We start from the raw sequence: 24,311 nt of genomic DNA on the forward strand, positions 1-24,311 counted from the left end.
AACTGTATTCCAGCACGGAAAGTTCGAGTGAACGCGTGCTGGAATGCAGTTTCGGCGAAGGCTCAGCCCAAAACCAGCGAGTCGCCGTCCGCGCTGACGTTCACCGGCACGACGTCGCCGTCGTGTACCTCGCCGGCCAGCAGCATCTTGGCCAACTGGTCGCCGATGGCCTGCTGGATCAGCCTGCGCAAAGGCCGGGCACCGTAGAGCGGGTCGAATCCCCTTTGCGCCAGCCACTGCTTCGCGGGCAGCGACACCTCGAGGGTGAGCCTGCGCTGCGCCAACCGCTTCTGCAGCTGGGCCAGCTGGATGTCGACGATCTGGACCAGCTCACCGGGTTCGAGCCCGTCGAAGATGATCACGTCGTCGAGCCGGTTGATGAACTCGGGCTTGAACGCCGAGCGCACCGCGGCCATCACCATCTCGTCGTCGCCACCCGCGCCCAGGTTGGACGTCAGGATCAGGATGGTGTTGCGGAAGTCGACCGTGCGACCCTGACCGTCGGTCAACCGGCCCTCGTCGAGCACCTGCAAAAGCACGTCGAACACGTCCGGGTGGGCCTTTTCGATCTCGTCGAACAGGATCACCGTGTACGGCCGCCGCCGCACCGCCTCGGTCAGCTGCCCGCCCTGGTCGTAGCCGATGTAGCCGGGAGGCGCACCGACCAGACGCGCGACGGAGTGCTTCTCGCCGTACTCGCTCATGTCGATCCGGACCATGGCGCGCTCGTCGTCAAACAGGAACTCCGCCAACGCTTTTGCGAGTTCGGTCTTACCGACACCGGTCGGGCCGAGGAACATGAACGAGCCGGTCGGCCGGTTCGGGTCCGCGACACCGGCACGGGACCGGCGCACCGCATCGGACACGGCCCGCACGGCCTTGGTCTGCCCGACGACGCGCTTGCCGAGCTCCTCTTCCATCCGCAGCAGCTTGGCGGTCTCGCCTTCGAGCATGCGGCCCGCCGGAATGCCGGTCCACGCCGACACGACGTCGGCGATGTCGTCGGGTCCGACCTCCTCCTTGAGCATCACGTTCTCGCGAGCCTCGGCCTGCGGAATGGCGGCGTCCAGCTTCTTCTCCACCTCGGGGATGCGCCCGTAGCGCAACTCCGAGGCCTTGGCCAGATCACCGTCGCGCTCGGCCCGGTCGGCCTCGCCACGCAACGTCTCCAACTGCTCCTTGAGCTCGCGGACGACGTCGATGGCGTTCTTCTCGTTCTGCCACCGCGTGGTCAGCTCGGCCAGCTTCTCCTTCTGGTCGGCCAGTTCGGCGCGCAGCTTTTCCAACCGCTCCTTGGAGGCCTCGTCTTCCTCCTTGGCCAGCGCCATCTCCTCGATCTCGAGTCGACGCACCAACCGCTCGACCTCGTCGATCTCGACGGGCCGCGAGTCGATCTCCATGCGCAGCCGCGACGCGGCCTCGTCGACCAAGTCGATGGCCTTGTCCGGCAGGAACCGCGCGGTGATGTAGCGGTCGGACAGCGTCGCCGCGGCCACCAACGCCGAGTCGGTGATGCGCACGCCGTGGTGCACCTCGTAGCGGTCCTTGAGGCCGCGCAGGATGCCGACGGTGTCCTCCACCGACGGCTCACCGACGAACACCTGCTGGAAGCGGCGCTCCAGCGCGGCGTCCTTCTCGATGTACTTGCGGTACTCGTCGAGCGTCGTCGCGCCGACCAGGCGCAGCTCACCGCGGGCCAGCATCGGCTTGATCATGTTGCCGGCGTCCATCGAGCCCTCGCCGGTCGCGCCCGCACCCACGATGGTGTGCAGCTCGTCGATGAACGTGATGATCTGACCGGCCGAGTTCTTGATGTCGTCGAGCACGGCCTTGAGTCGTTCCTCGAACTCGCCGCGGTACTTCGAGCCCGCGACCATCGAGCCGAGGTCCAACGAGATGACGGTCTTGTCGCGCAGGCTCTCCGGCACGTCGCCTGCCACGATGCGCTGGGCCAAACCCTCGACGATCGCGGTCTTGCCGACGCCGGGCTCACCGATCAGCACCGGGTTGTTCTTGGTGCGCCTCGAAAGCACCTGCACGACGCGACGAATCTCGTTGTCGCGTCCGATGACCGGGTCCAACTTGCCCTCGCGGGCACGCGCCGTCAGGTCGGTGGAGTACTTCTCCAGAGCCTGATAGCTGCCCTCGGGGTCGGGGCTGGTGACGCGGGCGCTGCCGCGCACCTTGACGAACGCCTCACGCAGCGCCTGCGGTGAGGCGCCGTGGTTGGTGAGCAGCTTGGCGACGTCGGAATCGCCTGCGGCGGCCGAGCCGCCCATGCCTCCAGCGAGCCCGACCATCAGGTGCTCGGTCGAGACGTACTCGTCGTCCATCTCGGTGGCGAGGTTCTGCGCGGTCGTGATCGCGGCCAGCGACTGCGGGCTCAGCTGCGGCTGCGATGCGGCGCCGCTGGCGCTGGGCAACCGGTCGAGCAGCCGTTGCGTCTCGGTGCGGATGGTCGCCGGTTCGACGCCGACGGCCTCCAACAGGGGCGCGGCGATGCCGTCGTTCTGGGTCAGCAGCGCCATCAACAGGTGGGCGGGCGTGATCTGCGGGTTGCCCGCGGCCGTGGCGGCCTGCAGGGACGCGGTCAGCGCCGCCTGGGTCTTGGTCGTCGGATTGAACGAATCCACGACGGTCCTCCGATCATTCGAAAAGGGCCTGATAAATGCTTGTCGCCATGTTCAACGTCGTCAAGGTTGAGTCTGTTCCGCTCAAGTCTAGCTTTTTTCCGTGCCCGGCGCGTCGCGCGGCCGTTCCAAGGCCCGTCGGCCACGCTTGACCCATGCACGCACTGCTCGCCGGCCTGACGATCGTGGCGGTGGTGGGCGTGGCGACCGCGGGTCCGGCCGCGGCGGCCACCGACGCGGATCAGGTCCGCGCGATCCTCAACGGAATGAACAGCTCATACAACCGCTCCGACTTCGCAGGCTTCGCGGCGCATCTGTGCGCGGACATGCTGAAGCCCGCGGACTTCCAAACAGGTTGGTACGCAAGCAGGAAATCCGACGGGCCGACAGAGATCGTCATCAACTCGATCCAGGTGACGGGAGCGAATGCCGTCGCCAACGTCCAATTCCAGGCCGCCAACCAGCCGCACACCAAGACGTTGGACGTCGAGTTCCTCCGCGACGGCTCAGACTGGAAAGCCTGCCGCTACGACGCCGGTCGCTCCCTATAGTTCGACGAGTGCTGACCGAACTCATTCCGCTGGCTCTGGTCATCGCGCTGTCGCCGCTGTCCATCATCCCGGCGGTGCTGGTGCTGCACACGCCGCATCCCCGACCGACCGGCCTGGCGTTTCTCGCTGGTTGGCTGATCGGCCTTGCGGCGCTGACGATCGTCTTCCTCGAACTGTCGAACCTCGTCGTCGACCTCGGCAAGCCGCCGACATGGGCGTCCTGGGTCCGCGTCGTCGTCGGCGCCGCGCTGATCGTGTTCGGCGTCTACCGCTGGCTCACCCGAAAGCGGGCAGCGCACTCCCCGGCCTGGCTCCAGAAGCTGGGCACGCTCTCGCCCGCACGCGCCTGCCTGGCCGCCATGGCACTGGCCGTGGTGAACCCCAAGGTGCTGTTCATGTGTGTCGCAGCGGGTTTGGCGATCGGCACCGCGGGCCTCGGCAGCGCCCACGTGTGGGTCGCCGTGGTGTGGTTCGTCGCGGTCGCGGGTTCGACGGTCGCGCTTCCGATCCTCGCCTATGCGGTGTCGGGCGATCGCCTCGACGAACCCCTACAGCGGCTCAAGGACTGGATGGAGCAGCAGCACGCGACGCTGGTCGCCGCGATCCTGGTGGTCATCGGACTCTTGGTGTTGTACAAGGGAATTCACGGGTTACAGCTCGGGTAGCCGCAGCTGCGACGCATCCGCCGTCAGGTATCGCGTCACGGTCGGCGCGATCAGCGCGACCACGTCGTCGGTGGCCAGCGTCGCCAGCGGCGGCACCTCCATGACATAGCGCAGCAGCGCCGTTCCGACCAGTTGACTCGCGGCCAGCATCGCCCGCAACCGTGCCTGCTCGCCGCCTCCGAGCACCTCCGAGACCGCGGTCAGCACGTAGTTCTGCATGAAACCGCGGAACGCGTCGTGCGCGTCGGTGTTCGACGTGGCCGACTGCAGCATCACCCGCATGCTGTCGGCCGTTTCTGGCGACTCCCAGATCCGCAGATACGTGCGCACCATCCGGGTCCCGATGTCCGGATGCTCGTCGGGCCCGCCGGCGAGCGCGGCCACCAAAACGTCCGGATCGATGATCAAACGCAGCGATTGACGGAACAGCTCCTCTTTCGACCCGAACAGATAGAGCACCATCGACGGGTCGACGCGCGCGTCGGAGGCGATCGCGCGCAGCGTCGTCTTCTCGTATCCGTCCGCCGCGAACCGTTGTTTGGCCGCGGCCAGCACCGCGTCGCGGGACACCGGTTCACCTTGACGACGGCCACGACGCTTCGGCGTCTTGGCAGGTGGCGGCACCTCTCGACATTAGCATTTCAATGCTTGTTGAAATCTGGGCGGCACGGCGTTACGCTCACACACAGCGATTAATTCAACAACGGATGAAAAGGACTTCGAGATGACAGGGACTTCGCTGGGCACGCCGGTACGGCACGCTCAACACGCGTCACCCGTTCATGAACCGCCCGCGGCGATCCGAGCCACCGGCGTCGTCGTCGTCCTGGCCGTCGTGATCGCGATCCTCGCGATCGCGTTCGCACTGCCTGCCGTGCGGTCCAAGCCGAACCACATCCCTGTCGGCGCGGCAGGGCCGACGGCGGCCAGCGGACAAATCGCCGACATGCTCGAGCAGCACACGCCTGGCGCGTTCACCGTCACCTACTACCCCGGCGAGGATGCGTTGCGCGATGCGATCCGCAACCGAGATGTCTACGGCGGCATCGCATTCGGGGCCGATCGGCCGTCGCTGCTGATCGCCACGGGCGCCAGCCCGATGGTCGCGCAGATGCTGACCCAGATCGGCGCAGGCATCGCGCAGCAGTCGGGCATGCCGCTGCACACCGAGGACCTCGCGCCGCCGACCGCGTCGGACCCGCGCGGCGCGGGCCTGGCCGCCTCGGCGCTGCCGATCACGTTGGCTGGGCTGCTGCCCGCCATCGCCCTGGTGCTGGTTCTGCGGCGCGAGATCTGGACCCGCTTCGTCGCCGCGGTGGCGTTCGCCGGCGTCGCAGGCATCGGCATCGCGGCGCTGCTGCGCTACGTGTTCGGTTCCATCGACGACGACATGTGGCTGGCGGCGGCCGGACTAACGCTGGGCCTGCTTGCCGCTGGCCTGGCGATGCTGGGACTGGGCTCGCTGTTCGGCCGGGTGGGGTTGGCGATCGGGGCGGCGCTGGCGATGCTGTTGGGCAATCCGCTGTCAGGGCTGGCCAGCGCGCCGGAGATGCTGCCCGCCGGCTGGGGCGCCCTTGGCCAGTGGCTGCCACAGGGTGCGACGGCGACGTTGCTGCGGTCGACCGCCTTTTTCGACGGTGCAGGCGCGGCGACCGCGATCGCGGTGTTGACCGGCTGGGCCGTTGCCGGTACCGCGCTGATCATGCTCGCCGCGGTTCGCCAGCGCAGGACAGCTATCGCCTGACCCCGCCTAAACTCGGGCGGCGTGGGACTGGACGACCGCGATGCGCTGCGCACACTGCGCGACGCGGTCGACCCCGCGTTGGGGTCCGACGGGCTGATCCGTCGGTTCTACACCCGCTGGTTCGCCATCGACACGTCGGCGCGGGACCTGTTCCCGCCGGACATGGCGGCGCAGCGCCACGCGTTCGCCCAGGCGGTCACGTGGTTGTTCTCCGAGATGATCGCCCAGCGCGCCGAGGAACCGATCGCATTTCTCGCCCAGCTGGGCCGCGACCACCGCAAATACGGTGTGCTGCAACGGCATTACGACAGCATGCAGGATGCGCTGCTGACCACGCTGCGCAGCCACCTGATCGAGAGCTGGGACGACCGACTGGCCGCGACCACCCATGACGCCGTCGCGTTGATCATCGGGGTGATGCGCGGCGCCGCCGACGCCGAGAAGGGTCCCCCGTTCCGCGACGGCACGGTGATCGAGCACCTGCGGCTCACCCGCGACGTCTCGGTGATCCGGCTGCAACTCGATCAGCCGCTGTACTACCACCCGGGCCAGTACGTCACGGTGCAGGTGCCGCAGTGGCCGCGGCGGTGGCGGTTCCTGAGCCCCGCGATCCCCGCCGACCGCGGCGGGGCCATCGAGTTCCACGTCCGCTCGGTGACCGGCGGCATGGTCAGCCCCGCGATCATCGGCGAGACGGAACCCGGTGACAGGTGGCGGCTGTCGAACCCGCACGGCGGCATGCACGTCGACCGGACCGCAGGCGACGTGCTGATGGTCGCGGGCAGCACGGGTCTCGCGCCGCTGCGCACGCTGATCATGGACCTCACCCGGTACGGCGAAAACCCGCGCGTGCATTTGTTCTTCGGTGCCCGCTACCCCAGTGAGCTCTACGACCTGCGCACGCTGTGGCAGATCGCGTCGACGAATCCGTGGTTGTCGGTGACGCCGGTGTCGGAGTTCAACACCGATCCGCCGTGGGCCGCCGACTACCCCGACGTGCAACCGCCGCGCGGGTTGCATGTCCGGCAGACTGGCCTGCTCCCCGAGGTCGTGACGCGTTACGGCGGGTGGGGTGATCGGCAGATCCTGATCTGCGGGGGCCCACAGATGGTCGAGGCCACCAAGGCGGCGCTGATCGCCAAGGGCGCACCGGCAGAGCGGATCCAACACGATCCGCTTGCCAGCTGAGCGTGGCAGGATCGTTCACCATGGCCGAGTTCGAAAGCGTCGTGCTGAAGGACCCCTCGTCGTCGGTGACCGCCACCTTCGTCCCCGTCGCGGGCATGGTGGGCACCTCGCTCGCCGACGGCGGCGACGAGTTCCTCGGCCAACGCCGCGGGCTCGACGCCTATGTGAACGCGGGCAAGACCATGGGCATCCCGATCCTGTACCCGTGGGCAAACCGGTTGAGCGCCAGCAAGTATGGGATCAACGGCGCCGTGGTCACCCTGACGCCGGGGACCGGCGGGGTACGCACCGACGAACACGGTGTGCCGATCCACGGTGTGCTCGCCGCCTACCCCGGGTGGCTGGTCACCGCGCGCACGGAGAACACGCTGACGGCCGTCCTCGACTTCGGCGGCAAACCACGGTTGCTGGCGTCGTTCCCGTTCCCCCATCTGCTCACCCAGCACGTGACGTTGCAGGATCGCACGCTGGCCATCGAGACGACCGTGATGCCGACGACGTCGGCGTCGGTGCCGTTGTGCTTCGGCTATCACCCGTATTTCACGATTCCCGGTGTGCCGCGCGAAGAGTGGCGGCTGACCACGCCGTCGATGCGCCATCTGCCGGTGGACAACTGGGGCATCCCCACTGGTGAGCACGAGGATTGGAACGGCGCCACCGAGCCGCTGAAGACCGTCACGTACGACGACGGCTTCGACAATGTGCCCGAAGGGGCGGTGTTCGCGCTGTCGGGCGGCGACCGCCGCGTCGAGGTCACGTTCGACAAGGGCTATCCGGCGGCTCAGCTGTTCGCGCCCAAGACGGACGACATCGTGGCGATCGAACCGATGGCGGCGCCGACGGATTCACTGCGTCGCGGCACGTACCGCTATGCGGTGCCGGGTAAGCCGGAAACCGCCCGGTTCTCGATCACCGTCACTTAGCGTTTGTTGCGCGGCTGCCACACCACGACCGCCGTGCTCTTGGGTACGACGGCAACCTCGCGGCGTTGGCGGGCGCGCAATTCCTCTAGCTCCTGGGCCATTTCACGGACCCGGGCCTGAAGGGCCTCCACCTGATTGGTCAGCTCGATGATGCGCTTGATCCCTGCCAGGTTGACGCCCTCGTCCTGGGACAGCCGTTGCACCTCGCGCAGCAGATCGACGTCGTGCTGCGAGTAGCGGCGGCCGCCCCCTGTACTGCGCTGCGGGCTGACCAGGCCGAGCCGGTCATACGTGCGCAGTGTCTGCGCATGCATGCCTGCCAGCTCGGCGGCCACCGAAATCAGGAAGGTGCGTGCCTCATCGTTACGCTTGGAGGTCATCACGCACCCGCCCATCCCGCTCGCGGATCGAATCCACTGGCCCGCTCCGCCTTCGCGTAGGCCTCGAGCGCTTCGGCCGCTTCGCCCTCCAGGTTCGGCGGCACCGCGACCTTGACCGTCACCAGCAGATCGCCGTGACCGCCAGAGCGTTTCGGGACACCGCGGCCGCGCACCCGCAGGATGCGGCCGTCCGATGTGCCCTTGGGCACCCGCACCCCGACCTTGCCTTCCAGGGTGGGCACGGAAAGCGTTGTTCCCAACGCCAACTCGTGGAAGGCGACCGGAACGGTGACGGTGAGGTCATCGCCGTCACGGCCGAACACCTTGTCGGGCTTGACATGTACGGTCACGTACAGATCGCCCGACGGCGCGCCACGCAGGCCGGCTTCGCCCTGCCCGGCCAGCCGGATCCGCTGGCCGTCCTCGACGCCAGGTGGGATCCGCACGTTGATGGTCCGGGTCCTGGTGGTGACACCGGTGCCCTTACATTCGTCGCAGGGGTGCTCGATGATCGACCCGCTGCCGCGGCATTCGGTACAGGGTTCGGAGAACCCGAACGCACCCTGGTTGCGGCTGACCACCCCGGAGCCGTTGCAGTTCGGGCACACCTTCGGGCTGGTGCCCGGACGTGCCCCGCTGCCATGGCAATTCGTGCACGGCGCCGGGCTGGTCAGCCGAAGCGGCATCGCCACACCCTTGGTGGCCTCCATGAACGACAACTCGGTTTCGGTCTCCAGGTCGTTGCCCCGGCGCGGCCTGCTCGGGCGTGGCTGCGCGCCACGGCCGAACAGTCCACCGAACAGATCGCCGATGTTCGCGCCGCCGGTTTGCCCGGCGGCGTCGAACAAGTCGTTCAGGTTGAACTCGACTCCATCGCCGCCGAACCCGCCGAAGTTGCCGCCTGGACTGAAGCGGCCCCTGCCGAATCCGCCGCCTGCGAACAGCCGTCGGGTTTCGTCGTATTCCTTGCGCTTAGCCGGATCCGACAGCACGCTGTGCGCCTCGGACACCGCCTTGAATCTCTCGGCGGCGCTGGGGTCGGAGTTGGTGTCGGGATGTAGATCGCGGGCCAACTTCCGGTAGGCCCGCTTGATCTCGTCGGCGTTGGCGTCAGAGGAGACGCCGAGCTCCTTGTAGAAGTCCTTCTCGACCCATTCGCGTTGGGCCATGCCGCGTCACCTCCTTACCTGTACTAGTCGTTCTCTGATTGTGGGGCTTGCGCAGCGGGCTCGCCGCCCTTATCGGGCGTGTCCGCTGCCTCTTCGGCCTCCGGCACGGTGTCCACCACACCGACGAGGGCATGGCGTACCACCTGTTCACCGACCTTGTAGCCGCGTCGCATCACGGTGCCGACGATGGGATGCGTGCCCTCGCCCTCGTGCTGCACGGCTTCGTGCAACGCAGGGTCGAACGGGTCGCCTTCATCGCCGAAGCCCGAAAGACCAAGCCCCTCAAGTGCGGTCGCCAGCTTGTCGGCGACCGACTTCAGCGGTCCGGACTCCAGGTCACCGTGGCTGCGGGCACGGTCGAGGTCGTCAAGCACCGGAAGCAGTTGGGTGACAACGGCGGCCTTGGTCCGCTCGGCAGCCATCTGCTGGTCGCGCAGCGCGCGCTTGCGGTAGTTGTCGTACTCCGCCTTGACGCGCTGCAGGGTGGCCTTCAGTTCGGTGACTTCCTCAGACGTCGATCCCGTTTCGGCTTCCGTGGCCGGCCCACTCGGGGCCGGCCCGGTCGCTGCCGGTTCACGAAGTTCGCCAGTCTCGGGATCGATACGCCGTTTGTCGGTGACAGTCACCGGCTCGTGCGAATCGTGTTGGCTCACTTGTTCTCCCGGTCATCGTCGACAACCTCGGCGTCCACGACATCGTCCTGCGACGGTCCGGCCGCACCTGCGTCGGATCCACCGCCTGCCGCCTGCTCGGCCTGGGTGGCCTCGTAGATGGCCTGACCCAGCCCCTGGCTCTCGACACCCAGCTTCTCCATCGCGGACTTGATGGCGCCGATGTCGGTGCCTTCCAGTGCCGCCTTCGCTTCTGCGATGGCCGCGTCGACCTTGGTCAAGGTGTCCTCGGGCACCTTCGAACCGCCCTCAGCCTCACGCTGATCTTTGACGAACTTCTCCGTCTGGTACACCAGCGATTCGGCCTGGTTGCGGACGTCGGCCTCCTCGCGACGCTTGCGGTCCTCCTCGGCGTGCGCCTCGGCGTCCTTGATCATCCGGTCGATCTCCTCCTTGGACAGGCCGGAGCCCTCCTGGATTCGGATCGTGTTCTCCTTGCCGGTGCCCTTGTCCTTGGCGGTGACGTGCACGATGCCGTTGGCGTCGATGTCGAAGGTGACCTCGATCTGCGGCACGCCGCGCGGGGCCGGCGGGATACCGGTCAGCTCAAAGCTGCCGAGCAGCTTGTTGTGCGCCGCGATCTCACGCTCACCCTGATAGACCTGGATCTGCACCGACGGCTGATTGTCGTCGGCCGTGGTGAAGGTCTCCGACCGCTTGGTCGGGATCGTGGTGTTGCGCTCGATCAGCTTGGTCATCACGCCACCCTTGGTCTCGATGCCCAGTGACAGCGGCGTGACGTCAAGCAGCAGAACGTCTTTCACCTCACCCTTGAGCACGCCGGCCTGCAGCGCGGCGCCCACCGCGACAACCTCGTCGGGGTTGACGCCCTTGTTGGGCTCCTTACCGCCGGTGAGCTCCTTGACCAGGTCGGTCACCGCGGGCATGCGGGTGGAACCGCCGACCAGCACGACGTGGTCGATGTCGGACACCGAGATGCCGGTGTCGGCGATCACCGACTGGAACGGCTTGCGGGTACGGTCCAGCAGATCCTGTGTGATGCGCTGGAATTCGGCACGGGTCAGCTGCTCGTCGAGGAACAGCGGGTTCTTGTCCGCATCGACGGTGATGTAGGGCAGGTTGATCGAGGTGCTCTGCGAGCTCGACAGCTCGATCTTGGCCTTCTCCGCGGCCTCACGCAGCCGCTGCATGGCCATCTTGTCCTTGGTCAGGTCGATGCCGCTGGTGCCCTTGAACTTGTCGACCAGCCAGTCGACGATGCGCTGGTCCCAGTCGTCACCACCGAGGTGGTTGTCACCGGAGGTCGCGCGGACCTCGACGACACCCTCGCCGATCTCGAGCAGCGAGACGTCGAACGTGCCGCCACCGAGGTCGAAGACCAGGATGGTCTGCTCCTTCTCGCCCTTGTCGAGCCCATAGGCCAGCGCGGCCGCGGTCGGCTCGTTGACGATGCGCAACACGTTGAGCCCGGCGATCTGGCCGGCCTCCTTGGTGGCCTGACGCTGGGCGTCGTTGAAGTAGGCGGGCACCGTGATCACGGCGTCGGTGATGTCCTCGCCCAGGTAGCTCTCGGCGTCGCGCTTGAGCTTCATCAAGACACGGGCGCTGATCTCCTGCGCGGTGTACTTCTTGCCGTCGATCTCGATGGACCAGTCAGTGCCCATCTCACGCTTGACCGACCGGATGGTGCGGTCGACGTTGGTCACCGCCTGGTTCTTGGCAGGCTGTCCCACCAGCACCTCGCCGTTGCGCGCGAACGCGACAACCGACGGTGTGGTGCGGGAGCCCTCCGAGTTGGCGATCACCACCGGGTCGCCACCTTCGAGCACGGCGACGACGGAGTTGGTGGTCCCGAGGTCGATTCCGACCGCACGAGCCATGGTTTTGCCTCCTGAATAGTCCTGCTAGTGGTCACGGGTGCGTAGCACCCATTCAGTGTGAGTGCACCGCACTCAAGCCTTCACCGGCCGACCCTATCGTGTCAAGCCAGACTTGAGTCTTGACGACTCAACTGTCGATGTGGTCAACGGGAGGCCGACGGGTTTTGTTCCCGGCGTCCCGATCGCCGATGACTACCGATGAGCTCGACCAACTTCTCCTAGACCGTTTCAACTTGCGCCGCTCCGACCTGATCGCAGCACTCAAGACGCTCCCCGCGCAGCGGCCGTGGGCAGCCACACTCACCACCGACGAGGCCCGGCTGCTCGATGACGCCGGCTTCACCGACGACCGCGAAGGACTGGGCGTCAACGATTGCCGCGTGAGGCAGCGCCGCCGCGCCCGCACGCTATGGGCGATCAACGACGGCGGCACGTGGGTGTACCCGTCGATTCAGTTCGAGATCGTCGGCCGCGGCCGCAACAAGCCACTCAAACTCAAGCACGTCCGCGGCCTCGACGAGGTGCTACCGCATCTGCTCGTCAGGGGACGGCACCCCACCGCGGTGGCCGGCTTTCTCATGACCCCGCAGTCCGAATTGCGAATCGACGGGCAACCGAAGTCAGTGCGGGAGTGGCTGTTACACGGTGAATCCGTCGAGCCGTACCCGGACTGATCGAGATCGGCGAATCGGCGGCGAATTGACCGTCGACCCCATGCTGCCCGGCCCTCCGCCCCCGCACGTACTGCGTTCGCTCGGCATCGACGATGACGAGATGCGCGCAATCGGCGTCGACGAGATCTGGTGACGCGTCCATCGCGCTGAGGGCGAGCACGTTCTGGCGTGGAACGCATTACGCACTTTCGGGCCGGTGCTGCGGTTCGACCCTCACCCCCTCCCCAAAGGTGAACATGTGCAGCATGGCGTTTGGTACTGTCGTTCGCCCGCCCACGCAAGGTCCTCGACCTCGCCGCTGACAGTCAGGGACCGTGGCCACCCGCGCCGGCGGCACGTTCGCCATTTCGACGGCCCCGCATACCGTGACTCAGGCATTCCCCGATTTGGACGGCCTGCGCTACAACAGCCGATTCGCTGGCGAGCCATGCCTCGCACTATTTGCACCGGCCGCATCGCCAGCGCTGCGAAACGTCTCGGCTGCGGCGTGGTTTGACAGACGACGCGGTGGGGATTCCCGACTCGCCGCTGCGGCAAGTCAGCGCCGAGTTCCGGTCGAGTGGATTAATAGCGACCGCATCGTCGCTTTTAAGGACGAAACCGAGACATGAAGGGGAACAGTGAAAATCACAGCGATCGTAGCGACAGCGGCGGCAACTCTGGCCATGGGAATGGTCGGTGTGGCCGCCAGCCCGACCGCGTCGGCGGCTGCCTATCCGATCACCGGCAAGCTGGGCAGTGAGTTGACGATGACCGACACCGTCGGGCAGGTCGAGCTCAGCTGGAAGGTCAGCGACCTCAAACCCAGCTCGGACGTGATGCCGGGCTACCCCGTCGCCGGCAAGCTCTGGGAAGCCACGGCCACCGTCAGGGCCATCCGGGGCACCGTCACCCCCGCCATTTCGCAGTTCAACGCCGTCGCCCCCAACCAGGACGCCTACCGGGTGCTGTGGCAGGTCGCCAGCCCGGTCAACATCAGCGGAGCCACCATCCCCGAGGGCGCCGAAGCGACGGGCAAGATCCATTTCGACGTCACGGGAGCACCTCCCACCACCGTCACCATGAACAACGGCATGGAAGACCTGATGATCTGGACCCCGTAGGCCCAGACCCTGGATTGCGACCGGACCCACCAGCGCGAAGGCTGGTGGGATCCGGTCGTCGTCGGTGCCAGTGACTGGGGTACCGCACCACGGGCAATTGGGGTAGCGCACTACCCCAGCAACGCACTTCCGCCGTGGCGACACTCGATCCGAGTTTGCACATACGGCAACGGAGGATGCAGTGTCCCGACATCTAGCGACCCGCAAGAACTTATTGACCACCGCGGCGTTTTTCGGCGGTGCGGGCGTCATGACAGCGGTCCCTGCGGTGGCTCTGCTCGCCGCGCCAACCGCGAGCGCGCAACCCCAATCGACGTGTAGCAGAACAGTTCTCGCCTGCATCGCACCGTCGCAGGCGCTCGGCGACGGATCGGTCGCCGAACTCGCGAGCCGGCTCACTGCCAGGGCGCCGATGGATCCGTTGGCCCCGCTGCTGAACAACCCGGTGATGGACCTCGCAGGACGGGTGCCGGTACTCAACCTCTTCGTCGGCAACGGGATGGACGGAACCGCCCTGCACCCCAACGGTTTCAGCGGCGGACTGTTCATCGGCAACGGTGGCGACGGTTGGAACTCCACGACGCCCGGTGTGGCGGGTGGCAACGGCGGCAGCGGCCGGTTGTTCGGTAGCGGCGGCAACGGCGGCAACGGGTACTCCGACATCCGGACGTCGGGAGATGCCACCGGGACCAACGGCGGCAGGGGTGGCAACGGCGGGGTCCTCCGCGGCGCAGGCGGTGCGGGCGGAGCAGGCGGCGACGCAGTCACCTACGGCGCCACCGCAACCGCTGGGCGGGGCGGCAACGGCGGCAGCAGCGTCAACACCGACGGCGGCGACGGTGGCGACGGCGGCTACGCCTACGCGGGTTCGATCGTGACGACCGACCCCACCACCGGCCTGAAGACCGTTCAGGTGGGCACCGCCATCGGCGGGGCAGGCGGCCACGGCGCCGTCTCGGGACCGACATTCCCGAGCGACAGCACCGGCGACGGCGGTGACGGTGGCGACGGCGGCTACGCAATTGCCTACGGCGGCAACGCGACCGGCGGCGCGGGTGGAGGCGGCGGTAACGCCACCGGCACGGGTGTCGGCGGCGACGGCGGGCACGGCGGCTACGCCATCGCTGTCGACGAATTGAGCGTCACCGGCACCACCACGCAGTCGACTCCGGGCTTCCCCGGCCCCGTCACGGTGACCACCGGCGAGGTGATCGGTGGTGACGCCGCGGGCGGCGACGGCGGGTCCGGTGGCACGTCATATGAGGGCACCGGCGGGGACGGCGGCCAGGGTGGCAGCGCAACCGCCGCCGCAGGCAACGCGACCGGCGGTGACGGCGGCGGTGGTGGCGACAACTGGATCGGCAACATCGACGGCCACGGCGGGGATGCGGGCAACGGCGGCAACGCGCTTGCCACACCTGGCGGGCAGTACACGATCACGTCGGTCGCGCAGACCGGCACGCAGATCGGTTCGACGTTGACCCCCGCTGCGGGTGAGGGCGATGCGACCGGCGGCCGTGGCGGCGCCGGCGGCGAATCGAGCCACACCGGGGGCGGTTTCGGCAGCGGGGATGGCGGCGACGGCGGCGACGGCGGCAACGCGATCAGCGAGTACAAAAACGCCACCGGCGGCAACGGCGGACCGGGCGGTCACGGCGCTACGGGCGGCGTCGGCGCGGGCCAACCACAGGACGACGCCAACGGTGGCCATGGCGGCGACGGCGGGAATGCGCAGGTACGCAATACTTCTGACTTCCCGAGCACGGTCACCGGCAGCGCCAAGGGCGGCAACGGCGGTAAGGGCGGTTTCGAGGGCACCAACGGCACCGGCGGCACCGGCGGGGACGGCGGCACCGCAAGCGGCGGCGTCTCCAACGACCCCGGCAGCGACGGCGCCGACGGCTAGGCGGTCGGCGGGATCACTTGTCCTTGTCGTCCTTGTCGGGCGGCAGCGGGCGGTTCGCGACGACCGGGAACTGCCCGGTGAACCCTTCGCGTTCCCGCGCGATCTCCAGCACCCGGCCGCGGACGATGAACCAACCGGCGATCAGCGCCGGGATGATGATCACCAGCGTGGCCACGGTCCACGTGCCGATCGGGGGGTCGAAAGCCATCAACACGACGACACCGAACAGGAACGCCAAGGTGAGATAACCGGTATACGGCGAGCCCCACAACCGGAACGCCGGTCGCTCGAGAATGCCGCGTTTCGACCAGCGGAAGAGCTGAATCTGGCAGATAACGATGGTGGCCCACGACGCGATGATGCCGAGAGCGGCGATGTTCAGCACGATCTCGAAGGCCTCACCGGGTACGAGCAGGTTGAGGATCACGCCGAACAATCCGACGACGGCGGTCAGGAAGATGCCGCCGTACGGCACGCCGCGACTGGACATCCGCGCGGTGAACTTCGGTGCGCTGCCGTTCATCGCCATCGAACGCAGGATCCGGCCGGTCGAGTACAGGCCGGCGTTGAGGCTGGAGAATGCGGCGGTCAGCACGACGACGTTCATCACCGTGCCGGCGCCATTCACGCCGATCTTGGAGAAGAACGTGACGAACGGGCTCTCGTCGGCCTTGTAGGTGGTGTACGGGAGAAGCAGCGCCAGCAGGAACAGCGAGCCGACGTAGAAGACCGCGATACGCGCGATCACCGAGTTGATGGCTCGCGGCATGATCTTGTGCGGATGAGCCGTCTCACCGGCCGCGGTTCCCACGAGTTCCACTGCGGCATAAGCAAACACGACACCGGACATGACAATCACCAGCGGGAAGAGGCCGGTGGGGAACAGCCCGCCGTTGTTGGCGATCACGCTGAAACCGGTCGCCTGCCCTTGGATGTGGTAGCGGCCGGCCAGGAAGATCGTGCCTGCGACCAGGAACGTCAGCAGCGCAAGGACTTTGATGGCCGCCGCCCAGAACTCGAGCTCGCCGAACAGCGTCACCGAGATCAGGTTCAGGCTGACCACGGCCGCCAGCGCGATCAGCGCGATCAGCCACTGCGGCACGGCTTCCATCGCCCGCCAGTAGTGCACGTAGGTGGCGATCGCCGTCGAGTCGACGATGGAGGTGAACGCCCAGTTCAGCCAGTACATCCAGCCTGCGACGAAAGCCGCCTTCTCGCCGAGGAATTCGCGCGCATACGAGACGAAGGAGCCCGACGACGGCCGGTGCAGCACGAGTTCACCGAGAGCGCGCAGGATCAGGAACACGAAGACGCCGCAGAATGCGTAGCTCAGGAACAGCCCCGGCCCGGCGTTGTGCAGGCGGCCGCCCGCGCCGAGGAACAACCCGGTGCCGATCGCGCCGCCGATCGCGATCATTTGCAGCTGACGAGGTTTGAGTCCCTTGTGGTAACCCTGGTCTTCCGCCGTCAGTGCGGAGTTGTCGTACGCCGAGGCCTTGGGTGTGGTGGTCATCGGATCCCTTTCGCTGTCGTCAGTTACCGCGCGAAGCGGGATCGATGGGATTTCCCCTGGCATCCCACTGTTCCGGCGGTCCCGGCGTATCGCTGACGTCGCGGAAGGTCATCACAAAGCCGCACACGGCGACGACGGCCGCGATCGCGTAGCCGATGATCGAGTACCAGCCTGCGTGCAGATAGGCGGTGACCGCGACGATGAACATCGCGAGGAACACCAGGGACATCCCGATCAATGGAATCTTTGCAAACAAATCAATGCGTGCCATGAGACCCACCTCGATAGATCGAATGACGGTCATCACAGTGAACACCCTCTCGGGCTCCTGCGCTTGCCGAATGGAAACTCCGTGTCGCGCGCGAGCATCTGCTCATTGGCCAAACACCCGCAGGCGCCGTCGTGCGGAGTGATGATCGAGCCATGGAGACCACCGTCGCCGAGATCGCACCAGACATCTACCGGCTGTCCACCTGGATCCCCGACATCGGCGAGCACGGGTTCACGATGAATCAGTTCCTGCTCACCGGTGACGAACCGTTCCTGTTCCATTGCGGGCAGCGGCAACTCTTCGGCCTGGTCTCGCAGGCCATCAATCGCGTACTACCGGTCGAGAAGCTGCGCTGGATCTCGTTCGGCCACCTCGAAGCCGACGAATGCGGCGCCATGAACTCCTTTCTCGCGGCTGCACCCAACGCCGAAGTCACCCACGGCGCTCTCGCCTGCATGCTGTCGTTGATCGACATGTGCGACAGGCCGCCCGTGCAGGCCCCCGACGGGCTACTGGATACCGGCGGCCATCGGTTGCGCTTTATCCCGACGCCCCACGTACCGCACAACTGGGAGGCCGGGCTGTGGTTCGACGAAACCACCTCGACGCTGCTCGCCGGTGACCTGATGACACACGTGGGCAACCCCGCGCCGTTGACCGAATCCGACTGCGTGGCACCGGCACTAGCGGCCGAGAACATCTTCCACGCGACCGGATTGACGACGAACCTGCAACCCACGCTGCACCAGCTCGCCGACCTGCAGCCGACTACCCTGGCGATCATGCACGGGTCGTCCTACACCGGGGACGGCGCCGGTCAGTTACGGGCGTTGGCCGACGGCTACGCCGCGATGGCGGGCCCTGGATGAGAGCGACTATCGCCGTTGTCGTCGCGCTTGGCGCAGTGCTGACCGGCTGCCAGACCACCACGCCGGGAACGGCTGTCATCAATCCGAACGAGCCGACCGAGCCCAGCTTTCCGACCAGCAGGCCGCCGAGGCCGACGGCCGCGCCGCCGAGCACACTCACACCCACGAGCACCGCCCCGCCACCGGGCGCCCAGGTGCTGACACCCGAGAACGGTTACGTGTTCATCGAGACGAAGTCGGGCAGGACACGTTGCCAGCTCAACGAGGACGAGGTCGGCTGCGAGGCCCAGTTCAGCAATCCACCGGTGGTCGGCGGCGTCCCCGCCAACGGTGTCCGGGTCACCACCGACGGCCAAATCAATTGGGTCGTCGGCAATTTGGGCGACATTCCGGTGGTCACCCTCGATTACCAAACGTACTCGGCCGTTGGCTGGACCATCGACGCCCGTGAAGACGGCACCAGGTTCACCAACGACCGGACCGACCACGGGATGAATGTGGCCATCGATGGCGTGCAGGCGTTCTAAGGTCGAGCAATGACCGCAGCACAGCGCGAACGCGCCGCACTCGTCGAAACCATGCGCGCCGTCGGTCCCGACGCGCCCACCCTCTGCGGTGACTGGACCACTCGCGACCTCGCGGCCCACCTCGTGGTGCGCGAACGCAGGCTGGACGCCACCGCCGGGGTGGCCGTGCCGTTTCTCGCCGGCTACACCGCCAACGTGCAGCGTCAGGTCACCGAGGCCAACGAGTGGGATGCCCTGCTGGAGAAGGTCGCGGCGGGCCCACCGCTGTATTCGCCGTTCAAGCTTCTCGATCCTGTCGCCAACCTCGGCGAGATGTTCATTCACCACGAGGACGTTCGGCGCGCCCAAACAGGTTGGGAGCCAAGGCAACTCGACGCCACGCTGGCCAAGGCGCTGGGCCGCGGTCTTCCGCTGATGGCCCGGCTGAGCCTCGGCAAATCCCCTGCCCGCGTCACGCTGAAGACCCCGGACGGCAAGACCGTGGCCACGGTCGGACACGGCGAGGACCTGATCGTCACCGGCGAGGTGCCGGAGCTCCTGCTGTTCCTGTCCGGCCGCGACGAGGTGCGGCTGACGTTCTCCGACGCGCAGGCCGCCCAGGCGGTGCGCGCCGCGCGCCGCGGCTTGTGAGCTAGACCGTCTGGTGCTTCGACGCCAGGCCCGCGGGGGCCGAGGCGATCGCCCGGTGGATCGCGTCGGCGAGGGCGAGCGCCGACTCCTCTGTCAGCTCCAGCGCCACCCGCGCCGACGGGCCCAACGCCGGGTTGAGCAGGTCGATGTTGACGGTGTGGCTGTAAGAGGCGTGCACCGGATGGTCGACGTAGACGGTGGCGTGGCTGGCGCCGAACCAGCCCGTCGCACCCTTACCGCTGCCGTCGACCTCGATCTTCTCGGTCAGATACGTACACATCGACCTCAGCCCTTCAACTGCTTGGCGAAGAAGTCCTCGATCCGGCGCCAGCCGTCCAGCGCGGCTTCCACCCGGTACGCCGGGCGATCCACCGAGAAGAACGAGTGGCCTGCCCCGTCGTAGGAGTGGAACTCGTGCTCCTTGCCCAACCGGGTCAGTTCGGCGTCCAGTGTGGCCACCGCGTCGGGCGCCGGGTAGCGGTCGTCGTTGCCGAACAGCCCGAGCAGCGGACAGCTCAGATTGGGCGCCAGGCCCAGAATCGGTTTCATGGCCTTGGGCATGCCTTCCGGCGGATCCTCGACGACGAACGCGCCGTAGCAATCCACCGCGCCGTCCAACGGCAGCGAGCAGGCCGCCAGGAACGCGTGCCTGCCGCCTGAGCAGTGGCCGATCACGCCGATCTTGCCGTTTGCGCGCTCCAGGCCCCGCAGATACTCCGCGGCGCCCGCCACGTCGCCGACGAGACGGTCGTCGGGTACCCCGCCCGCCGCCCGGACGGTGGCCGCGGCGTCGTCGGGATCTGCTCCTGGCGCCTCACGCGAGTACAGGTTCGGGCACACCGCGTGATATCCGGCCACCGCCAACCGGCGAACGAACTCCTTGGTCTCCCGGTCGTAGCCGGGCATGTGGTGAATCCACACCACACCGCCGCGCGAGCCCGCCGCGAGCGGCACTGCGCTGTAGGCCTCGATCTCGTCGCCGCCGTGCCCGGTGATGGTGACGGTCTCGGCGCGAATTGCGTCCGCGGCCAACGGATCAGACCGCACTGCCAAGTGCCGACCAGCCCTCGTCGTAGCTCGGCTCGGTGCCGATCTCGGGCACCAGTTCGGTGTAGGCGACCTTGCCGTCGGCGTCGATCACCACGACCGCGCGGGCGAGCAACCCGGCCATCGGACCGTCCGCGAGCGCGACGCCGTAGTCTTTGCCGAAATTGTCCCGGAACGCCGACGCCGTGGTCACGTTCTCGATGCCCTCTGCTCCGCAGAATCGCTTCTGTGCGAACGGCAGATCATTCGAGACACACAGCACCGTCAGCCCGCTGGCCTGCGCGCGCTCGTTGAATTTGCGAACGCTCATGGCGCACACAGGCGTGTCAACCGAGGGAAAGATGTTGAGCAGCAACGGCTTACCGCGGAACTGCGCGCTGGTCACCTCGCCGAGATCGGTGCCGATCAGGGTGAAATCGGGGGCGGGTGATCCGACGGCGGGCAGCTCGCCGACAGTGTTGATCGGGTTTCCACGAAGCGTTATCTGAGCCATTCGTACAGTGTGCCAGCGCCAACCTGTGCGGGTCATGTCAGGGGTCTTCGGTCGACGGCCGCCCAGCGCGCCTCTACGCTTGCGGTCGTGGATTTCCGCGTCTTCGTCGAACCCCAGCAGGGTGCCACCTACTCCGATCAGCTTGCTGTCGCCAGAACCGCCGAGGAGCTGGGTTATTCAGCGTTCTTCCGGTCCGACCACTACGTCGCGATGAGCGGCGACGGGCTGCCGGGCCCGACCGATTCGTGGGTGACGCTGGCGGGCATCGCCAGGGAGACGTCGACGATCCGGCTCGGCACCATGGTCACCTCCGCCACGTTCCGGTTCCCAGGACCGTTGGCGATCTCCGTCGCGCAGGTCGACGAAATGAGCGGTGGCCGTGTCGAATTGGGGCTCGGCGCCGGCTGGTTCGAAGCCGAGCATCAGGCGTACGCGATTCCGTTCCCGCCGCTCGGTGAGCGCTTCGACCGGCTGCAGGAGCAACTCGACATCATCACCGGCCTGTGGGCAACGCCCGTCGGCGAGAAGTTCGACTACACCGGAACGCACTACACGGTGGTGGAATCCCCCGCGCTGCCCAAACCGGTGCAGTCGCCGCCACCGATCGTGATCGGAGGCGGTGGCCCCAAACGCACACCCGCGCTGGCCGCGAAGTTCGCCACCGAGTTCAACATCCCGTTCGCACCGTTGGACGCGACGAAGGCCCAGTTCGAGCGGGTCGCGGCCGCGGTGGCCGATGCGGGCCGGCCCGCGGACGCGTTGACGTATTCGGCGGCGTTCGTCGTGTGCGCCGGCCGCGACGAGGCCGAGATCGCGCGGCGCGCCGAGGCCATCGGCCGCGAGGTCGACGAACTGCGCAGCAACTCCCCACTGGTGGGCACGCCCAGTGAGATCGCGGATAAGCTCGGGCCGTTCATCGAGGCCGGCGTGCAGCGGACCTATCTGCAGCTTCTGGACATGTCCGACCTGGACCACCTGGAGTTCTTCGCCAGCCAGGTCGTCACCCAGTTCAGCTGACCCGGCTAACCGCCGGACGCCAGGGCTACTATCACTGGCCATGGCAGGCGAGGATCCCGACGACTACGCCCAGTCGCCGTCGGAGACGCCCTGGTACAACCGCACGCCCAACGTCATCGGGGCGAGCGTGGCCGGCCTGGCCCTGATCGGCATCCTCATCGCGGCGGTGACGTTCGTGGCGCGCCAGTTCAACGAGCCGGAGCAGGCGCCGCTGAATTACGTCGAGCCCTCGTTCTCGGCGACCGCGAGCCGTTCGACGACGCCGACCACCACCGAGACGATCACCAGCACCAGCCCGCCGGTCACCACCGACATCAACGGGCCGTCGTCGACCACCCCGTCGTCGTCGGACACCTCGAGCACCGAAACGCCGAGCACCACCCACACCGCGTGGACCCAGCCGTACACCCCGCCCCCAGGCGAGGATTCCGAACCGTCGACGACGCGGCGCGGCCCACGCACCAATGTGACGCGCACGCTTTATCCGCAGCCCTGACCGCCTACTATCAGCCCGTGGCGCGCTACGGATCTCCCGACGACCCGAACAATCCCGACAACCAACCGACCGCCTACATCAACTACGGCGACTACGGCCCGCCGACAGCCGAACCGGTGCCCTGGTACCGCAAACCCGCTGCGCTGGTCTCCTTCGGCGCCATCGGCGCGGTGCTGATCGCGCTGATCATCTTCGGCCTCGTCAAACTCCTCACCGGCGGCGACGCGCCGGAGCCCGCGACCACGCTCACCCCCATCACCCGCACCACCACATCGGTGACCGCACCGACGACCACCACGGCCGCCACCACGACCACAGAGCCGACCACCACCGACGAGACCACGACAACCACCACCACCGAGCCCACGACGACGACCACCACCACGACCACGACAACCACGACGACGACCGAACCGAGCGTCAGCACGAGCGTCAGCACCAGCACGGTCACTCAGACCGTCACCGTTTCGCCGACGCCCTAGCGGCCCCTCGCCGCGTATTCGGCGACCAACGCCTCGGCGCTGCGAACCGCCGCGCGGCAGGCCCGTGTGGTGAACGGATCGTTGAGCGGATGGTCGGCGCGGCGGCGCCAGCGTTGCGCGGCCGCGAACGCCGCCCGCGGCCCGTCGTAGGGTGCGTCGGGTTGCAGCCCAAGCCTGCTGGCTGCGTCGGTGCCGGAACCGCCGATGATGCGCCGCAGCGACGCCATCTCGTCCTCGTTCAAAGTCGTTGGGCGCGAACGCAATGCGCTCAACAGCCGGAGCTCCTCGAATGCGTGGGTGTCGGCAAGCAGCGGGTCGATGTCGGCGAGAATGTAGCGCGTGGCGTAGATCGGGTTGGCCTGCACGAACTGCCGCAGTGATAGCAGCGCGGTGTGCGCCTTCAGCAGATCCGAGCGCTGCGCGAACTGCTGGTCGATCACATCGCGAAGCGCGACCAGACCGCTGCGCTCCAGCAGTTCGTCGGCGAGCGCCACCGAATCGCTGACGCCGGCCCGCAACACCGCGATGGAGATCCTGATGCCGAACATGCCGAACCGGTCCAGCAGTGCGGCCCTGGTGGCGGCATCAACAGGCAACGAACTGTCCTCCCGCACGAAGCGGTCCACCGACAGCATCGCCTTGGTGAGTTCGGCGGCATCCACTCCCGCCAACTTCTCCAGCGCGACGAACTCGCTCTGCCGCAGCGTGCGGGCGGTCAACGCCAACAGACCCGACACCGGCACCACGGCCTGGCAGATGCCGGTCTTGTCCATCTCGGCGGTGAACCGCTTGGCCACGTCCTTGGCTGAGAGCATCGCGTCGATGCGGCCCGCGCCGATCTCGTCGGCGCGCGACGCCACCCCGATCACCCCGAGCGCGCCCGTCGACCCGCCGACCAACTCGCCGATCTGCTTGAGCAGGGCGATATCGGCCGCGTTCAGCGTGCGCAACAGGAACACCACCGCGTCGACGCGCGGGACGCCGTCCTCCGGCACCAACAACCGTAGTGTGCGTTCGGAGACGTCGCGGCTCAGCGAGGACGTGCCCGGGGTGTCGATGATGGTCGCATCGATCAATTCGGCTGCGGGCCATTCGACGTCGAGATCGGCGATGTCCTCCGGGTCGAGGCTGGCGAAGTCGAACGTCAGGCCGGCCGAACCGTTCGAGCCGCGGGCGATCGGCACGTTCGACCGCCTGCCGCCGCGATGGTTGGCCGTCACCTTCGGGATCGGGCCGTGCCGGAACCAGGTGACGATGCGGGTGGCCTCGGTGGCGTCGGTGGGCGCGATGTCCTCGCCCACAAGGGCATTCACGAGGGTGGACTTGCCCGCCTTCAGCGTGCCCGCGAGCGCGATGCGGATCGGCTGATTGAGCCGGTAGCCGATGCGCTCCAACTCGTTGTGCACATCAGGCCGATTCCGGTACGCCGGATCGTTGCGGTACGCCTGGATCGTGCCGCCCAGGATCGCCCGCACCTGATCGCTCGTGCTCATCTGGCGCCGTCTCCACTCGGTAATGACC

25 protein-coding genes and 2 pseudogenes are annotated in these 24,311 nt (G+C 67.4%); 15 read left to right on the forward strand and 12 right to left on the reverse strand.

Annotated features, from left to right (window positions below; genetic code table 11):
* Positions 1-62: 62 nt before the first annotated feature.
* Positions 63-2,633: an ATP-dependent chaperone ClpB gene (gene clpB / locus C1A30_RS22420; protein ID WP_101950591.1), complete on the reverse strand. Its 2,571-nt coding sequence runs from the start codon at positions 2,631-2,633 to the stop codon at positions 63-65.
* Between the two features lie 152 nt (positions 2,634-2,785).
* On the opposite strand from clpB, the gene C1A30_RS22425 reads away from it, so the two are divergent.
* Positions 2,786-3,181, forward strand: coding sequence for a transcriptional regulator (locus C1A30_RS22425; RefSeq protein WP_101950592.1), 396 nt, complete (start codon positions 2,786-2,788; stop codon positions 3,179-3,181).
* Positions 3,182-3,189: 8 nt separating this feature from the next.
* Entirely contained in the window at positions 3,190-3,846 is a 657-nt protein-coding gene (locus C1A30_RS22430) for a GAP family protein (protein ID WP_101950593.1), read from the forward strand.
* Here the strand turns inward: C1A30_RS22430 and C1A30_RS22435 are convergent.
* Positions 3,832-4,416, reverse strand: a complete 585-nt coding sequence (locus C1A30_RS22435) for a TetR family transcriptional regulator (protein WP_101950594.1) — start codon at positions 4,414-4,416, stop codon at positions 3,832-3,834. The two genes, C1A30_RS22430 and C1A30_RS22435, sit on opposite strands and share 15 nt — an antisense overlap.
* A gap of 154 nt (positions 4,417-4,570) precedes the next feature.
* Between C1A30_RS22435 and C1A30_RS22440 the strand changes: the two genes are divergently transcribed.
* From C1A30_RS22440 to C1A30_RS22450, 3 genes are read left to right on the forward strand one after another with little or no spacing between them, the layout of a single operon-like run.
* Entirely contained in the window at positions 4,571-5,590 is a 1,020-nt protein-coding gene (locus tag C1A30_RS22440) for a hypothetical protein (RefSeq protein ID WP_101950595.1), read from the forward strand.
* Between the two features lie 21 nt (positions 5,591-5,611).
* The gene (locus tag C1A30_RS22445; RefSeq protein ID WP_101950596.1) at positions 5,612-6,778 is read left to right on the forward strand and encodes an FAD-binding oxidoreductase; all 1,167 of its coding nucleotides are present in this window, start codon (positions 5,612-5,614) and stop codon (positions 6,776-6,778) included.
* A 20-nt stretch (positions 6,779-6,798) separates the two neighbouring features.
* On the forward strand, positions 6,799-7,701 hold the full coding sequence (locus C1A30_RS22450; protein ID WP_101952806.1) for an aldose 1-epimerase: 903 nt from the start codon (positions 6,799-6,801) through the stop codon (positions 7,699-7,701).
* Here the strand turns inward: C1A30_RS22450 and C1A30_RS22455 are convergent.
* The 4 genes from C1A30_RS22455 to dnaK are packed head-to-tail and all read right to left on the reverse strand — an operon-like array spanning position 7,698 to position 11,762.
* Positions 7,698-8,081 (reverse strand): heat shock protein transcriptional repressor HspR, encoded by a 384-nt coding sequence (locus C1A30_RS22455; RefSeq protein ID WP_101952807.1) that lies wholly within the window; start codon positions 8,079-8,081, stop codon positions 7,698-7,700. The two genes, C1A30_RS22450 and C1A30_RS22455, sit on opposite strands and share 4 nt — an antisense overlap.
* Positions 8,081-9,250 (reverse strand): molecular chaperone DnaJ, encoded by a 1,170-nt coding sequence (dnaJ, locus tag C1A30_RS22460; RefSeq protein WP_101950597.1) that lies wholly within the window; start codon positions 9,248-9,250, stop codon positions 8,081-8,083. Before dnaJ ends, C1A30_RS22455 begins: the two co-directional genes overlap by 1 nt.
* A 23-nt stretch (positions 9,251-9,273) precedes the next feature.
* Positions 9,274-9,903, reverse strand: coding sequence for a nucleotide exchange factor GrpE (grpE, locus tag C1A30_RS22465; protein WP_101950598.1), 630 nt, complete (start codon positions 9,901-9,903; stop codon positions 9,274-9,276).
* Positions 9,900-11,762 (reverse strand): molecular chaperone DnaK, encoded by a 1,863-nt coding sequence (gene dnaK, locus C1A30_RS22470; protein WP_101950599.1) that lies wholly within the window; start codon positions 11,760-11,762, stop codon positions 9,900-9,902. Before dnaK ends, grpE begins: the two co-directional genes overlap by 4 nt.
* A 188-nt stretch (positions 11,763-11,950) precedes the next feature.
* Between dnaK and C1A30_RS22475 the strand changes: the two genes are divergently transcribed.
* The 4 genes and pseudogenes from C1A30_RS22475 (at position 11,951) to C1A30_RS36360 (ending at position 15,445) form a co-directional block, all read left to right on the forward strand.
* Positions 11,951-12,436 (forward strand): hypothetical protein, encoded by a 486-nt coding sequence (locus C1A30_RS22475; protein WP_101950600.1) that lies wholly within the window; start codon positions 11,951-11,953, stop codon positions 12,434-12,436.
* A 13-nt stretch (positions 12,437-12,449) separates the two neighbouring features.
* Positions 12,450-13,047: pseudogene (locus tag C1A30_RS22480) on the forward strand (RES domain-containing protein).
* A 9-nt stretch (positions 13,048-13,056) separates the two neighbouring features.
* The gene (locus C1A30_RS22485; RefSeq protein WP_101950601.1) at positions 13,057-13,539 is read left to right on the forward strand and encodes an MPT63 family protein; all 483 of its coding nucleotides are present in this window, start codon (positions 13,057-13,059) and stop codon (positions 13,537-13,539) included.
* Between the two features lie 181 nt (positions 13,540-13,720).
* Positions 13,721-15,445 (forward strand): PGRS repeat-containing protein, encoded by a 1,725-nt coding sequence (locus C1A30_RS36360; RefSeq protein ID WP_142392646.1) that lies wholly within the window; start codon positions 13,721-13,723, stop codon positions 15,443-15,445.
* A gap of 13 nt (positions 15,446-15,458) precedes the next feature.
* Here C1A30_RS36360 and C1A30_RS22495 read toward each other — a convergent pair whose 3' ends face one another.
* A complete protein-coding gene (locus tag C1A30_RS22495) occupies positions 15,459-16,958 on the reverse strand; it encodes an amino acid permease (protein WP_101950603.1) in 1,500 nt (499 codons plus the stop codon).
* 91 nt (positions 16,959-17,049) lie between these two features.
* Positions 17,050-17,229: pseudogene (locus C1A30_RS36530) on the reverse strand (hypothetical protein); the annotation flags it as partial.
* Positions 17,230-17,381: 152 nt separating this feature from the next.
* Here C1A30_RS36530 and C1A30_RS22505 point away from each other — a divergent pair.
* The 3 genes from C1A30_RS22505 to C1A30_RS22515 are packed head-to-tail and all read left to right on the forward strand — an operon-like array spanning position 17,382 to position 19,255.
* Positions 17,382-18,098 carry an MBL fold metallo-hydrolase gene (locus tag C1A30_RS22505; RefSeq protein ID WP_101950604.1) on the forward strand — a complete coding sequence of 239 codons (717 nt, stop codon included), beginning with the start codon at positions 17,382-17,384 and terminating at the stop codon, positions 18,096-18,098.
* Positions 18,095-18,625 (forward strand): hypothetical protein, encoded by a 531-nt coding sequence (locus C1A30_RS22510; protein WP_101950605.1) that lies wholly within the window; start codon positions 18,095-18,097, stop codon positions 18,623-18,625. Before C1A30_RS22505 ends, C1A30_RS22510 begins: the two co-directional genes overlap by 4 nt.
* A 9-nt stretch (positions 18,626-18,634) precedes the next feature.
* On the forward strand, positions 18,635-19,255 hold the full coding sequence (locus tag C1A30_RS22515) for a TIGR03085 family metal-binding protein (RefSeq protein WP_101950606.1): 621 nt from the start codon (positions 18,635-18,637) through the stop codon (positions 19,253-19,255).
* Between the two features lies 1 nt (position 19,256).
* On the opposite strand, the gene C1A30_RS22520 is transcribed toward C1A30_RS22515, so the two are convergent.
* Genes C1A30_RS22520 through tpx form a run of 3 tightly spaced genes read right to left on the reverse strand, consistent with a single transcriptional unit; the run spans position 19,257 to position 20,795 of the window.
* The gene (locus C1A30_RS22520; protein ID WP_101950607.1) at positions 19,257-19,535 is read right to left on the reverse strand and encodes a DUF6295 family protein; all 279 of its coding nucleotides are present in this window, start codon (positions 19,533-19,535) and stop codon (positions 19,257-19,259) included.
* Between the two features lie 5 nt (positions 19,536-19,540).
* Entirely contained in the window at positions 19,541-20,302 is a 762-nt protein-coding gene (locus C1A30_RS22525; RefSeq protein ID WP_235010351.1) for a dienelactone hydrolase family protein, read from the reverse strand.
* Entirely contained in the window at positions 20,292-20,795 is a 504-nt protein-coding gene (tpx, locus tag C1A30_RS22530; protein ID WP_101950608.1) for a thiol peroxidase, read from the reverse strand. The genes C1A30_RS22525 and tpx overlap by 11 nt, the downstream gene beginning before the upstream one ends.
* 87 nt (positions 20,796-20,882) lie before the next feature.
* Between tpx and C1A30_RS22535 the strand changes: the two genes are divergently transcribed.
* From C1A30_RS22535 to C1A30_RS22545, 3 genes are read left to right on the forward strand one after another with little or no spacing between them, the layout of a single operon-like run.
* Positions 20,883-21,812: an LLM class F420-dependent oxidoreductase gene (locus tag C1A30_RS22535; protein WP_101950609.1), complete on the forward strand. Its 930-nt coding sequence runs from the start codon at positions 20,883-20,885 to the stop codon at positions 21,810-21,812.
* Between the two features lie 40 nt (positions 21,813-21,852).
* Positions 21,853-22,308, forward strand: a complete 456-nt coding sequence (locus C1A30_RS22540; RefSeq protein WP_101950610.1) for a hypothetical protein — start codon at positions 21,853-21,855, stop codon at positions 22,306-22,308.
* A gap of 17 nt (positions 22,309-22,325) precedes the next feature.
* Positions 22,326-22,790, forward strand: a complete 465-nt coding sequence (locus tag C1A30_RS22545; protein WP_101950611.1) for a hypothetical protein — start codon at positions 22,326-22,328, stop codon at positions 22,788-22,790.
* Here the strand turns inward: C1A30_RS22545 and C1A30_RS22550 are convergent.
* Complete coding sequence (locus C1A30_RS22550) at positions 22,787-24,283, reverse strand: dynamin-like GTPase family protein (RefSeq protein ID WP_101950612.1); 1,497 nt, start codon at positions 24,281-24,283, stop codon at positions 22,787-22,789. The two genes, C1A30_RS22545 and C1A30_RS22550, sit on opposite strands and share 4 nt — an antisense overlap.
* Positions 24,284-24,311 lie beyond the last annotated feature (28 nt).

Origin of the sequence: Mycobacterium sp. 3519A, from assembly GCF_900240945.1 — a bacterium.
Taxonomy (GTDB): domain Bacteria; phylum Actinomycetota; class Actinomycetes; order Mycobacteriales; family Mycobacteriaceae; genus Mycobacterium.

What these genes read in the sequence shown, in the direction of transcription:
- C1A30_RS22475 (WP_101950600.1), top strand. Translation starts at nt 11,951, where the DNA reads ATGACTACCGATGAGCTCGACCAACTTCTCCTAGACCGTTTCAACTTG.
- C1A30_RS22450 (WP_101952806.1), top strand. Translation starts at nt 6,799, where the DNA reads ATGGCCGAGTTCGAAAGCGTCGTGCTGAAGGACCCCTCGTCGTCGGTG.
- C1A30_RS22455 (WP_101952807.1), bottom strand. Translation starts at nt 8,081, where the DNA reads ATGACCTCCAAGCGTAACGATGAGGCACGCACCTTCCTGATTTCGGTG.
- C1A30_RS22515 (WP_101950606.1), top strand. Translation starts at nt 18,635, where the DNA reads ATGACCGCAGCACAGCGCGAACGCGCCGCACTCGTCGAAACCATGCGC.
- C1A30_RS22520 (WP_101950607.1), bottom strand. Translation starts at nt 19,535, where the DNA reads ATGTGTACGTATCTGACCGAGAAGATCGAGGTCGACGGCAGCGGTAAG.
- C1A30_RS22440 (WP_101950595.1), top strand. Translation starts at nt 4,571, where the DNA reads ATGACAGGGACTTCGCTGGGCACGCCGGTACGGCACGCTCAACACGCG.
- dnaJ (WP_101950597.1), bottom strand. Translation starts at nt 9,250, where the DNA reads ATGGCCCAACGCGAATGGGTCGAGAAGGACTTCTACAAGGAGCTCGGC.
- C1A30_RS22505 (WP_101950604.1), top strand. Translation starts at nt 17,382, where the DNA reads ATGGAGACCACCGTCGCCGAGATCGCACCAGACATCTACCGGCTGTCC.
- dnaK (WP_101950599.1), bottom strand. Translation starts at nt 11,762, where the DNA reads ATGGCTCGTGCGGTCGGAATCGACCTCGGGACCACCAACTCCGTCGTC.
- C1A30_RS22550 (WP_101950612.1), bottom strand. Translation starts at nt 24,283, where the DNA reads ATGAGCACGAGCGATCAGGTGCGGGCGATCCTGGGCGGCACGATCCAG.
- C1A30_RS22540 (WP_101950610.1), top strand. Translation starts at nt 21,853, where the DNA reads ATGGCAGGCGAGGATCCCGACGACTACGCCCAGTCGCCGTCGGAGACG.
- C1A30_RS22510 (WP_101950605.1), top strand. Translation starts at nt 18,095, where the DNA reads ATGAGAGCGACTATCGCCGTTGTCGTCGCGCTTGGCGCAGTGCTGACC.
- C1A30_RS22425 (WP_101950592.1), top strand. Translation starts at nt 2,786, where the DNA reads ATGCACGCACTGCTCGCCGGCCTGACGATCGTGGCGGTGGTGGGCGTG.
- tpx (WP_101950608.1), bottom strand. Translation starts at nt 20,795, where the DNA reads ATGGCTCAGATAACGCTTCGTGGAAACCCGATCAACACTGTCGGCGAG.
- C1A30_RS22495 (WP_101950603.1), bottom strand. Translation starts at nt 16,958, where the DNA reads ATGACCACCACACCCAAGGCCTCGGCGTACGACAACTCCGCACTGACG.